General features: G+C 43.1%; 12 protein-coding genes and 1 riboswitch. Of the genes, 7 read left to right on the forward strand and 5 right to left on the reverse strand.

The window, feature by feature from the left end:
- Positions 1-41: 41 nt before the first annotated feature.
- Positions 42-1,262, forward strand: a complete 1,221-nt coding sequence (locus tag ACIQXU_RS10305; protein ID WP_402988952.1) for an MFS transporter — start codon at positions 42-44, stop codon at positions 1,260-1,262.
- A 45-nt stretch (positions 1,263-1,307) separates the two neighbouring features.
- On the opposite strand, the gene ACIQXU_RS10310 is transcribed toward ACIQXU_RS10305, so the two are convergent.
- Positions 1,308-1,868 carry a thioredoxin family protein gene (locus ACIQXU_RS10310; protein ID WP_402871568.1) on the reverse strand — a complete coding sequence of 187 codons (561 nt, stop codon included), beginning with the start codon at positions 1,866-1,868 and terminating at the stop codon, positions 1,308-1,310.
- 199 nt (positions 1,869-2,067) lie between these two features.
- Here ACIQXU_RS10310 and ACIQXU_RS10315 point away from each other — a divergent pair, with 199 nt between their 5' ends.
- Positions 2,068-2,928 carry a GRP family sugar transporter gene (locus ACIQXU_RS10315; RefSeq protein ID WP_402988955.1) on the forward strand — a complete coding sequence of 287 codons (861 nt, stop codon included), beginning with the start codon at positions 2,068-2,070 and terminating at the stop codon, positions 2,926-2,928.
- Between the two features lie 19 nt (positions 2,929-2,947).
- A complete protein-coding gene (locus ACIQXU_RS10320; protein ID WP_402988958.1) occupies positions 2,948-3,733 on the forward strand; it encodes a glucose-1-dehydrogenase in 786 nt (261 codons plus the stop codon).
- A gap of 42 nt (positions 3,734-3,775) precedes the next feature.
- Here the strand turns inward: ACIQXU_RS10320 and ACIQXU_RS10325 are convergent, their stop codons facing one another.
- The 4 genes from ACIQXU_RS10325 to ACIQXU_RS10340 all read right to left on the reverse strand — a co-directional run bounded on the left by ACIQXU_RS10325 (position 3,776) and on the right by ACIQXU_RS10340 (position 8,016).
- Entirely contained in the window at positions 3,776-4,711 is a 936-nt protein-coding gene (locus tag ACIQXU_RS10325) for an SDR family NAD(P)-dependent oxidoreductase (RefSeq protein WP_402988961.1), read from the reverse strand.
- 52 nt (positions 4,712-4,763) lie between these two features.
- A complete protein-coding gene (locus ACIQXU_RS10330) occupies positions 4,764-5,333 on the reverse strand; it encodes a TetR/AcrR family transcriptional regulator (protein WP_402988964.1) in 570 nt (189 codons plus the stop codon).
- Positions 5,334-5,452: 119 nt separating this feature from the next.
- Positions 5,453-6,412, reverse strand: coding sequence for a hypothetical protein (locus tag ACIQXU_RS10335; protein WP_402988967.1), 960 nt, complete (start codon positions 6,410-6,412; stop codon positions 5,453-5,455).
- 215 nt (positions 6,413-6,627) lie between these two features.
- Positions 6,628-8,016 (reverse strand): amino acid permease, encoded by a 1,389-nt coding sequence (locus tag ACIQXU_RS10340; protein WP_402988970.1) that lies wholly within the window; start codon positions 8,014-8,016, stop codon positions 6,628-6,630.
- A gap of 290 nt (positions 8,017-8,306) precedes the next feature.
- Here ACIQXU_RS10340 and ACIQXU_RS10345 point away from each other — a divergent pair, with 290 nt between their 5' ends.
- The 4 genes from ACIQXU_RS10345 (at position 8,307) to ACIQXU_RS10360 (ending at position 12,571) form a co-directional block, all read left to right on the forward strand.
- Positions 8,307-8,849 (forward strand): GNAT family N-acetyltransferase, encoded by a 543-nt coding sequence (locus ACIQXU_RS10345; RefSeq protein ID WP_402989389.1) that lies wholly within the window; start codon positions 8,307-8,309, stop codon positions 8,847-8,849.
- A 223-nt stretch (positions 8,850-9,072) separates the two neighbouring features.
- Positions 9,073-9,152, forward strand: a riboswitch (glycine riboswitch).
- Between the two features lie 193 nt (positions 9,153-9,345).
- The gene (locus tag ACIQXU_RS10350) at positions 9,346-10,683 is read left to right on the forward strand and encodes an amino acid permease (RefSeq protein WP_402988972.1); all 1,338 of its coding nucleotides are present in this window, start codon (positions 9,346-9,348) and stop codon (positions 10,681-10,683) included.
- A 209-nt stretch (positions 10,684-10,892) separates the two neighbouring features.
- Positions 10,893-11,093, forward strand: coding sequence for a DUF3311 domain-containing protein (locus ACIQXU_RS10355; protein ID WP_402871609.1), 201 nt, complete (start codon positions 10,893-10,895; stop codon positions 11,091-11,093).
- Positions 11,090-12,571, forward strand: coding sequence for a sodium:solute symporter family protein (locus ACIQXU_RS10360; RefSeq protein ID WP_402871611.1), 1,482 nt, complete (start codon positions 11,090-11,092; stop codon positions 12,569-12,571). Before ACIQXU_RS10355 ends, ACIQXU_RS10360 begins: the two co-directional genes overlap by 4 nt.
- Positions 12,572-12,612: the final 41 nt, after the last annotated feature.

Genomic DNA, 12,612 nt, shown 5'->3' on the forward strand with positions numbered 1-12,612 from the left:
AAACCGAACGGTCAGATTAATTAAGAAGGAGCTGCCTGTGGATGAACCAATTATTGAAAAATAAGGTTTTCTGGATCATGTTGAGTTCGGATATGCTTGATCAAATCAGCATATGGATTCGAAATATGGCCGTTTTGTTTTACATTATCGAAAAAACGAATCAGGATCCGGTCGCGATATCCCTTATCACTGTCATCGAGTACGCCCCCATCTTCTTATTTTCCTTTATAGGCGGAACCTTTGCCGACCGTTGGAATCCAAAGAAGACGATCATTAGCGGCGGGCTGCTCAGCATCGTTTCGATTCTGATCATTTTAGGTTTCATCTCATTCGGGATGTGGGAAGCCGTTTTCTTTGCCACATTCGTCTCAGCAATCGTCTCTCAATTTTCACAACCTTCTTCCGCGAAGATTTTCAAACGGCACATCCCTGAAAATCAAGTCGGTTCGGCGATAGGCATCGTGCAAAGCCTAGGTTCCCTGTTCTTGATTCTGGGACCCATCATCGGTACGGCCGTCTATTCGAATTTTGGCATTTCGGTTTCCCTTTCCTTGTTAATTCTTACATTTGGATTATCCACGGTCATCACGCTCTTTTTACCGAAGGATGCCAAAAAGGAAAAACAGGCTGACTCGACGATCGTTACAGAAATTAAACAAGGCTTTCACTATGTACTCCATAATCACAATTTGAAAAGAATCGCCCTGATCTTTTGTTTCTTGGGTCTTGGAGCAGGCCTGGTACAACCGCTCGAGGTTTTTCTGATCACGGATAGGCTACAATTGCCAAAAGAAGCCCTTCAATGGTTATCCGCTGCAGCAGGGGCTGGTTTACTGATTGGGGGAATCATCGCGGCCACTTTAGTTAATCGTCTTCATGTGAGGGTGACGTTTGTTGGTACGTTTTTATTGTTAGCCCTCTCCACCGTTATCGAAGTACTGTCCACTTCCTTTATTTTAACGGCATCGATGAGATTCATCACCGCCTTCATGATGGCGTTCATGCAAATACTCTTAAGCACCATGATGATTAAACTTGTGGAAGAAAAATTCATCGGCAGAACAAATGGCATCATCACGCCCATCTTCATTCTATTTCTCTTAATTGGAACGGCTTCATCGGGTCCATTGCTGAAAATAACTTCGCTATTCACGGTTTTTAGTTTATCCGCTATCACCGTTGCTCTGGCAGCTATCCCGGCTTTGGGCATGTCGGTCGCACCACATACTGAAAATAAAGAGGAAAGAATCAAAACTTTGTAAGGTTAAGAAAAAAACATCCCCGCTAAAAACGGGGATGCAAGTGGTTTACGCCTTCGTCAATGTTTCTTTAATACTGCTGTACACTTCTTGCCAAAGCTGTTCGTTTTGGGCATAAGATTCCCCGATTTTCTTAAAAAGCTCCTTTTGTGCCGCTTCAAAATGTTCGTCTTCCTTAGCTGGCAAATCCTTGCGCAATTCCATTACGAACTCCTGTACTTTAGGTGCTCGAGGGCCCCAAACCGCTTTTTCCTTCCCTTGATTATCGATGAAAATAAAGATGGGAATCGATCGTGCCGTTCCATTCGTTAAGTACTGATCCATCAGCTCAAGGTTTTGATCCCGCAGAATCATCCGCGTATCGATATTCGCTGCCTGTGCGATGTTCAAAAGGATCGGGATATTCATCATCGCGTCGCCACACCAATCTTCTGTAATGACAATCGCTCTCAGCTCTTTCCCTTTTACTTCTTCGAAAAATGCACGGTCTTCTTCCGAAATGGAAAAACGCTCGTATACGGATTGCAAGCCTTCCTTATTCACTTTCATCGACTCCACAAATTCCTTTGCAGGTATCCCCTTTTCAAACCATTCATGTAATGTCGTCATGTTCCCACTCCTAACTAATTTTAATTAAAAATACCATAAACCGGTTTATTTTTCAGCCCATTGATTCGGGAGAAACGAATCATGTATCTAAATTAATATATTAAAAAAATGTTTTCATTTTAGAAAACAAGGGAAATTTATTAGTAGCTAACTAAATAACTAGTACTTTTCATTAATACAAATGTTTGTAACTTAGGAGATGGATTTTGTGGAAGGTTTTCTCTATGCACTTATCCCCGCATTAACGTGGGGAAGCTTGGTACTTGTTTCCGAAAAACTCGGAGGCAACTCATATAACCAAACACTCGGTATCACCATCGGCTCTTTATTGTTTGCCATCGTGATGTCGGTCATCAATCCCCCCGAATGGACGAGCCTCATCTGGATTGTCGGAATCATTTCAGGGATTGGCTGGGCGTTCGGTCAACTTTTTCAGTTCAACAGTGTCAAGGAAATGGGCGTTTCCAAAACCGTTCCCATTTCAACCGGATTGCAAATACTAGGAAATACATTTTTTGCGGTTATCGTCTTTAAGGAGTGGAACACCACTTCGACGATCATCCTTGGCGTGATTGCCATCATTTTCTTGATCGCCGGTGTATTGCTGACAAGCTATGAAGGTAGTAGAGGAAAAAATGAAGGCAGCATGAAAAAAGGAATCCTTTACTTGATCGTCTCCACTCTTGGTTTTGTCACCTATGTCATCGTCGTCAGATGGTTTGACATTGACGGGTGGTCGGCTATCTTGCCACAAGCGTTCGGAATGTTTATTGCAGCTTTCCTTCTATCCATTAAACATAAACCATTCAACAAATATGCCGGACGCAACATCTTAACTGGGATCATGTGGGCGACCGGGAATATCGGTCTCCTTCTCGCTAATCCAAAAGTGGGCGTTGCCATTGCCTTTTCATTCTCGCAAATGGGTATCGTCATTTCCACTTTAGGCGGCATCTTCCTATTAGGAGAGAAAAAATCAAAGAAACAAATGACCTATGTCATCATCGGTTGTATCTTAGTCATCGCCGGTGGCGTCATGATTGGATTCACAAAAGAATAAATAAGGGAGAGGATATAGTATGTATACAGATTTAGAGAACAAGGTAGTCGTAATCACAGGGGCCGCAACAGGATTAGGTAAAGCAATGGCGGAACGCTTCGGAAAGGAAAAAGCACGAGTTGTCTTAAATTATCATTCGGAAGAGAACGACTATAAGGAAATCATTCAAACGATTGAAGCTTCAGGCGGGAAGGCCGCAGCCATTCAAGGCGATGTTACAAAAGAAGAAGATGTGAAGAAATTAATTCAGTTTGCAGTGGATACATTCGGTACCATCGACATCATGATCAACAATGCCGGCATTGAAAATGAAGTGCCAAGCGAAAAACTGACGCTAGAAGATTGGCAAAAGGTCATCGACGTCAACCTTACCGGCATGTTTTTAGCAAGTCGGGATGCAATCAGTTATATGTTAGAACATGATATTAAAGGAAACATCATCAATATGTCTTCGGTTCATGACAGAATTCCATGGCCACATTTTGTTCACTATGCAGCAAGTAAAGGTGGCGTCAAAATGATGACCGAAACACTTGCCCTTGAATATGCGCCAAAAGGAATCCGCGTGAATAACATTTCCCCTGGAGCGATCGATACACCGATTAACGCCGAGAAATTCAATGATCCAAAGGCGACACAAGAAGTCATCGACCTGATTCCGATGGGCTATATCGGAAAACCGGAACAAATCGCTGCATGTGCGGTTTGGCTCGCATCCGAGGAATCCAGCTACGTCACCGGCTTGACACTATATGCGGATGGCGGCATGACCAAATACCCTGGATTCGAAGCTGGGAAAGGTTGATTATAGGGATTACCGACACGGCGTTCTTACGCCGTGTTTTTTTCATGCATGGCTTTTCATATACTCCACCGTCTCGATCAACCCTTCACGATAAGAAGTCCGAGGCACCGGTCCAATCAGCTTTTCGTATTTTTCCCCGTTCAACACAACCGGTTCTTCATTCAAATAATACATCTCGACCGCTTCACGCATCTGGGAGTTGAAGATCCCCAAGAATTGAATCATCTTCTTTGAAATGGTGGATACTCCTTTTTGATAATCCGTTATGTCGCGAATGATCTTGATTAGTTCTTTTCCAGTAATCACATCATGACCGGGTATATTCCAGTTCTGACCGTACGCTTCTTCGTTAAGGGACAATTCAACGATGGCTTTTGCTCCGTCCGGGGTGTATATGAATTCCCTGGCAATGCTTTGGTCGCCCACATAACTGGCCTTCTTATTTTTAATGACATGATTAAGCGTATAATGCAGTAAAGAACTTTCCGCATTGGGACCATAGAAATCAGGAAAGTGAACAATGATTGCAGGAATGTTTGATTCCTTAATCAGGTTTTCGACATTCAGGCGGATGCTTCCTTTTTTCGTGTGGGGATGTTTAACCGTCATTTCAGTCACGCTTTTCCCTGAACTGCGTCCATAGGCATAAATATTGTCGACAAAGGCAAGTTTCGCTTCATTCTTTTTTGCCACTTCCATAATATTGGACATCATGACCACTAACTTCTCATCCCATTCTGAATAGGGAATGTTCGCTGATTGGAATATGACGTCAACACCTTGGGCTGCTCTTTCTAAATCCTCCACTTGAAATAGATCTCCCGTATGGATCGTCACATTCGAATCATTTCCGAAAAGTTTTTCTAGCTTACTGCGGGTGCGTGCAAAGGCCGTCACCGAGATCCCCCTGTTTGATAATTCCTTGACGATTGAATACCCCATTCCTCCTGAAGCTCCTACTACCAATGCTTTTTTCATAATGGACGCCCTCCCTTTTATTTAACCACTGGTCAATACGTGGTAAAAAAAATCAGCTAATTGATTTTGTTAAAAATTTCACGTGCAACACAGCTAGATTCTTTACTTCCTCATACGTCGTGACATGACGGCAATAATGCGTGACAAAACCATGCAAGGATAAAAAGATGCTGTAAATATGCTGGATGGAGACTTTGTTCTCACATAAAGTGAAAATAATCTGGGCGAATTTTTCATAGGTTTTGTGTGGCCCTTGATTGATGAAGTTCTGTACTTCTTCGTCCTTGATCAAAAACATGATTTCATAATGGCTTTGATGGGTCAGCCCGAATTCAATGAAGCCCAAAAGAATGTTCTCTAGCTTTTCCCCATTTGGGATGGCTTGGTGCATCACATCATCCAGTTTTTGATCGAGCATGGCGAAATGTTCTTCCACTAACGCGTAAAACAACTCCGCTTTATTCTTGAAATGATAGTAAAGAGCACCATGGCTGTACCCTAATTCTTTCGCAATCTGCCTCATGGAAACATGCTGATACCCTTTCGCCACAAAGAGATCCCGTGCTGCGTCCATTATCATTTCCCGTGTTAATTCCTGTGTAACGGATTTTCTTGGTGACATGATATCCTCCTTGTTGACCACTGGTTAATTAAAAGTATAATTCATATTTTTACCATTGTCAATAAGTACCAATTAAAAGAGAGAGCCGAGGATTAAGCTCTCCCTAAGTTTTCCACATATCAATTACAACTTGGATAGACCGTGACGATCTTATCAAATAATGGATTCGATTCGGATGTAATGTCCATTTCGCTAAAAACTTCTTGGTAATGTTCTACCCATTCCACAGAACCGGTAGGTATATGGGTATCATCTTTAAGAAAATTCACAAGGACCAGCCACGTTGGAATCCCCATTTTCTCATTCAATATATATAAAAAAGCCAAACGATTCGCCAACTGATAATAACGGTTCAGCCAGACTTCCATAGGGGCCCGGGAACCCATCGCCTCCATCGTTTCCTTCATGGTACTCTCTATCAGGAATCTACTGTCCAGATCCTTTGCCCGTATCGATGAAGTCATTTCTTTCAAATGGGCCTTCGCTTCCACTAGCAAAAACCCTTTTTGACCATCTTTCCCTGCCACCGTGGCATATCCATCCCATTGCGGCCCCATCCTTGGCCAATATTTCTCCAGCTCGATTCGTCTGCCCCGCCTCACACTTTCAAGCTCCAAAAATTCATTTCTGTATTCTTGGTAACCCGTTTCCCGCAATGGGGACTTCCACTGGATGGACCGCTCTTTAGCAAGGAAAGTCAGCAAGGAAGGCGAACTCATCAAAATAAGATGGTTCAATTCCCCTTGCCTGTTATTTACGAATTGCTGAATCCAATGTTTACTCCCTTTTTCAGCCTGAACCTTCTCAAGCCTAAGCCTAGTCTTAGTATCCTTTACCAACTGCAATAAAAACTGCTCTAACAGCTCGTCCTCAAGATAAAATAAATCGATATAAGAAAAAGGCTCCTCGGCTTGATATGAATCCCGTTTGAACAAATTTCCTTGCCCAAATCCCCCATTCTGTTTCGAGTACTCCGATTCTATCCAATCCAACAATTGAAGGAATCTCATATCCGGCTGACTTTCCCATAATTCCTTAACCAGAGAATTAATGCTAAAAATCCTCTCCACTTTTCTCAATCGAATCACCTTCTTTTATGTATATTTCTTCTCTTCATCTTATATTCAAGCGCCCAACATTACAATAAATTACATATATCAGTCAATTTCTCATTTTATCGGTCAAGTTGGAAGGTTTATCGGTCAACTGGCCACTTTTATCGGTCAATCCCCTACATATATCGGTCAAACAAAAAAAGCTATGCACGAAGCATAACTTTTTCCGACACTCTATATTACGCAGATACATCCTCTTTCGCCTTCACGTCTAACGGTACCCGCTTATCCATTTTCAGTAGGTAGTAACAGGCTACAACGATTGCTAGGAAAACGATGCCCACAATCAAGGAGAGTCGCGTACTCGGGTTAAACCACATGCCGACCAATACCAATAGTAAGAATGCAATCGTTGCATAGTTGGTATACGGGGCAAAAGGCATTTTGAATGGATGGTTTTTCATTTCCTCAGCTCGTACCTTCCTGAACCTAAGCTCACTAATAAGAATCACGAACCATGGAATCATCCCGGGCAGCACACTTGCACTGTACACATACAGGAATATTTCCGGTGGAGCCAGGTAGTTCAGGACAACACCAATGGCCAAGCCCAACATGACAGCGATTGTACAATAGGCCGGCACTCCGCTTTTCGATATTTTTGCAAAGATTTTTGGCGCTTGCCCGTTCAAGGCAAGGGTATAAAGCATGCGCCCTGCACTGAAAATCCCACTATTGCATCCTGACATCGCCGCCGTGATCACGACAAAGTTGATGATGCCCGCGGCTGCGGTAACGCCTATTTTGGCAAAGGTCGATACAAACGGGCTTCCAAGTTCATCTAATTGATTCCAAGGAAATACCGTGACGATGACAAAAATCGCGCCGATATAGAAGATTAATATACGCCAAATGATCGTTTGGATCGCTTTAGTAATGGTCCTCTTCGGATCCTTTGCTTCACCTGCAGTGATCCCGATAAGTTCAACGCCTTGATAAGATGCCACAACAAGGGAAAGGGCAAAGAAGAAACCTTTCCATCCCCCCGTAAAGAAACCGCCATTAGCCCATAGGTTGGAAAGGCCGATTGCCTCCCCACCATTCCCTATCCCGAAAAAGATAAGACCTAGACCGGCAATGATCATCAAGATGATGGTAACGATCTTGATCAGTGCAAACCAGAATTCGAATTCACCGAAGGATTTGACGGAAATGAGGTTAGCGGCGCCAAGGATGACCATGGCCACCACTCCCGGAATCCAAGCCGGCAGTTCAGGGAACCAAAAATTCATATATAATCCTACGGCAATGATTTCAGACATGCCGACCAACACCCATAGGAACCAGTTGCTCCAAGCAGTTACAAATCCTGCCAATGGATGGATATAATCACTCGCAAACGTTGCGAATGAGCCCGTAGTAGGCTCCAGGTACAGCATTTCCCCCATCGAACGCATGATAAAAAAGATAAAAAGTCCCGCGATGGCATACGCCAGCATGACAGAGGGGCCGGTCCACTTAATTGTGCTGGCAGATCCCATAAATAACCCAACACCGATCGTACCGCCCAAGGCAATCATCTGAATATGACGTGCCTCCAGCCCTCTAGTTAATTCTTTATTTGACATGATAACTCCCCCAGATGTACAAGCATAAAATGACGATTCTCTAATCCTTATTTAAGATAAGTAATTTAATAGATTTACAATGCTTCCTAAAGTACTCTACCCACAAAAGCATTTCCTTATCTTATAATAATAAATATTCCGTAGAAATACAAATGTACTTTTAGGAAAAACACTTTTGGCCTTCTAGAAGTAATGGATAGGAGGACATGAGTGGTAATGGTTCTTTCCCTATACGGGTGAAGGAATCCTATGTACTATTGATAGTAAGTATCGACGGAGGTGAAAAGAAAATGAAATTAATAGGAGAAAGAATCTATCTCCGTTATTTAAAAGAATCGGATGCACCTATCCTTTTAGAAAATACAAAGGATGAGGAGATACGGTATATGACAGGAACAAAATCTATATTCACTTTAGAGCAGCTTCAATGTCATATAAAGAATGTACGTGAAGATCTATCACGCCATGATCTAGCCATTTGCTTAAACGAAAGCGATCGAATGATCGGGGAATTATCCATCTCTGATATGGACGAAGAGGACAAAAAGGCAGGATTTAGAATTTCGATGAATGCCATTGAATTAACGGGTAAAGGGTATGGTACAGAAGCTATCCGACTTGTTTTAGCATTTGTTTTTGAAGAATTGGCTTTAAATCGTCTGCAACTGGAAGTATTCAGCCATAATTTACGTGGAATAAGAGCCTATGAAAAAGTTGGCTTTATCAAAGAGGGGATTTTACGAGAGTCTTTATACTTCAACGGAAAATATTCGGACGAAATCATCATGGCCATTCTTAAAAGGGACTATGAAAAAATGTCCTTATCAAACTGATTCGGGGTTCGCATCGTTTCTTGGCATCAAAGTTAGCATATAGATTCACCCCCACCACATTTACAATATATCCCTTTGACCCAAAATCAAAATAGTGATAGAATTCCATTATTATTTTAAAAGAGTAAATGAGTTGCTAAAAAGAATTTCATCTTTAACAGTGGCCATTTATTGACAACCACATACTAAGCAAGCGATGAATGCTATGGATCACACTATAGCAGGAGCAGCTTCTGGAGAGACTGTACACACGTGCAGCGCCGAAGGATTCACAATCTCAGGCAAAAGGACAGAAGAGTAACGAATATTTGTTATTCTTTAACCTTTCGAGATTGGTAGCTTCCAATCTCTTTTTTTATTGTCTTTTTTCAATCATCACTAAAAAAACGAAGTGAAATCGCTACTAAACTGGACAGATTCATTGCCCTGGTGATCGATTGGAATCAACGGACCATGCACTTCACATTCAAGAATTATAACAACGGGGGCGCACAAATTGGCTAAACAAGAATTGAAAAGGGATTTGAAAAATCGACATGTACAACTCATCGCCATAGGAGGAACCATCGGGACCGGGTTATTTTTGGGATCCGGAAAAGCCATACAGTTGGCGGGACCCTCCATTATCTTTTCGTATCTGATTATCGGGATTGCCTTGTTTTTCGTCATGAGGGCTTTAGGGGAATTGCTGTTGTCCAACGCGGGATATTCCTCATTCACCGAATTCGCCACGGAATACATCGGACCGTGGGCTGGTTTCGTGACTGGCTGGACCTACTGGTTCTGTTGGATCATGACGGCCATGGCCGATATCATCGCTGTCGGGGTCTATATGCAATATTGGTTCGACATTCCGCAATGGATCCCTGCACTTGCCTGCTTGGTGATTCTACTAGGATTGAATTTGTTGACCGTGAAGCTATTCGGAGAATTGGAGTTCTGGTTCTCCCTCATTAAAGTCATCACGATCGTCGCCTTGATCGTTGTGGGAATCGTCTTACTCATCATTGGTTTCCAAACCGATACAGGAACCGTTTCCCTCAACAACCTTTGGAGTCATGGGGGCATGTTCCCGAACGGCGCATCCGGCTTTTTGCTTTCCCTACAGCTAGTCGTCTTCTCCTTTGTTGGTGTCGAAATCATTGGGGTGACAGCGGCCGAAACCGCCAATCCGAAAAAAAATATCCCGTCAGCGATCAATAAGATCCCTGTCCGGATATTGCTTTTCTATATCGGTGCCATCACCGTCATCCTTTGCGTCAATCCATGGACACAGCTCGATGCCGCAAGCAGCCCATTCGTGGAGGTCTTCGCCTTGATCGGGATTCCGGTTGCTGCAGGGATTATCAATTTCGTCGTGTTGACATCTGCCGCTTCTGCCGGGAATAGTGGATTGTTTTCAACAAGCCGCATGCTTTATACCTTGAGCAACAATAACGAAGCACCTGCTAAACTTAAGAAATTAAATAAACGTGCTGTTCCGAGTAATGCATTGGTTACGTCCACCATCGTCGTCTCCATTGGGGCATTATTAAGTAAAATCATACCGGAGCAAGCTTTCACCATCGTGACAACGATTAGTGCGATCTGCTTCCTATGGGTCTGGAGCATCATCTTGATTTCCCATATCCGGTATACGAAAAAACGGCCGGACTTAAGGGCTACGTCCACTTTCAAGGCTCCCTTAACACCTTTCATCAACTATGTAATCTTAGGGCTGTTTGTCTTCATCTTGATCGTCATGCTGTTTGCTGAAGCGACCAGGCCGTCATTATTGCTGACACCGCTTTGGTTCATTCTTTTAGTTGTCATATATAACTATCGAAAAAAATGAACGAGGAATTTTGGGATACGGAAGTCTACCTTCCTATCCCATTTTCCTGTGATTAAATGAGAGAGTAAAATGAAGCGTGACGAATATTTTTTTCTGCCACACTATTAATTTTTTTATCGAATTAGTGTAAGGTACTAGGTATTACGGAAACATTTTTTTAGAAAAACATCATAATCTGTGAAACGTATTTAGAATGGAGGGGTTGCTTCATGAAAGTATTATATATTCTTACACTCGTTCCTTTTATCGGCATATTAGGGTTTCTTCCTTTTGTTAATAAAGTAGAACCTTATGTATTGGGGATGCCTTTTTATATGTTTTGGATGGCGATGTGGGTCGTGCTCACTTCCGTCACTCTAGCCGTCATGTATAAGTTGGATCCTAGGAACCGGGAAGGTGAAGAAGAATGAATATTGCTCTTATCATTATTTTAGCATTTTTACTTTTATCGATTTTTCTTGGGATCCGTTCGACAAAAGGAAAAGACATGAACCTGGAACAATGGACGGTGGGCGGCCGCGGTTTTGGCGCCATATTCGTCTTTCTATTGATGGCAGGGGAAATTTACACAACCTTCTCCTTCCTTGGAGGAAGCGGCTGGGCTTATGGAAAGGGTGCGCCCGCTTTATACGTCCTCATTTATATTACCTTGTCTTATGTATTATCCTATTGGCTACTTCCGGCCATTTGGAAATACGCAAAAGAAAATCGGCTTATGTCACAATCCGATTTCTTCGTAAGCAAATACAAGAGCCCAACTCTAGGGATTCTTGCTGCCCTTGTCGGCGTGGTATCGATGATTCCGGTCGTCGTCGTACAGCTCAAAGGCTTAGGGATCATTGTTTCCGAAGCATCATATGGCGCCATTTCCATGTCCACCGCTGTGTGGCTTGGAGCTATCAGCCTGACCATTTATGTCATGATTTCAGGCATTCATGGATCAGCCTGGACAGCCGTCATCAAGGACATCATGATGATCGTCATCATCGCATTCCTGGGCATTTATCTTCCGATTCATTACTTTGGTGGTCTTCAACCGATGTTTGAGACCATAAATGCCGCCAAACCAGGTTTCCTGACGCTGCCAGAACAAGGTCTTAGCGTTTCATGGTTCATCTCGACCGTCATCTTGCTCGTATTTGGTTTTTACATGTGGCCCCAAGTATTCAGTGCCGTCTATACGGCCCGGAGCGGAAAAACATTTCGTAAAAATGCCATCATCAGTCCACTGTATACGCTCATGTTACTATTTGTCTTTTTTGTAGGATTTGCAGCGATTTTGAAAGTGCCGGGACTGGAAGGTGCCGATGCGGACCTTTCCTTATTGCGCCTTGCGATACAGACCTTTGATCCATGGTTTATAGGAGTCATCGGTGCGGCTGGCATGTTGACGGCATTAGTGCCAGGATCGATGCTGTTGATGAGCGTCTCTACGCTCCTAGCGAAAAATGTCTATAAGGAACTCCATCCTGGAGCATCAGACCGGCATGTGGTACGTTTGGCCAAGTTACTCGTTCCCGTGATTGCACTCATATCCGTTTACTTCACCTTAAACGGCGGAGAAACGATGTCTGCTTTGATCTTGATGGGATATAGCTTCATTACACAACTATTCCCGTCCCTGTTATTCAGCCTGAAAAAGAAGAACTTTATCAATAAATATGGGGCAATAGCGGGTATCATCTGTGGACTGGCCATCGTCACCTACATCACCATCAGCCAATCGACAATCGGCACGCTGTTCCCATCCTTGCCACAAGCGGCGAAGGATCTGAATGTCGGAATCATCGCCTTGGCTGTGAACTTTATCGTGATGATGGTTGTCAGCCTCGCATTCAAGAAGCTGGTAGTTGGCGAAGTTAAACCCGTAGTGGTTAAAGAAGTATAAAAAAAAGCAATCGGACCTCAGTGAAAACTGAGACCGATTGC

Origin of the sequence: Peribacillus sp. NPDC097284 (assembly GCF_044761765.1) — a bacterium.
Taxonomy (GTDB): Bacteria; Bacillota; Bacilli; order Bacillales; family DSM-1321; genus Peribacillus.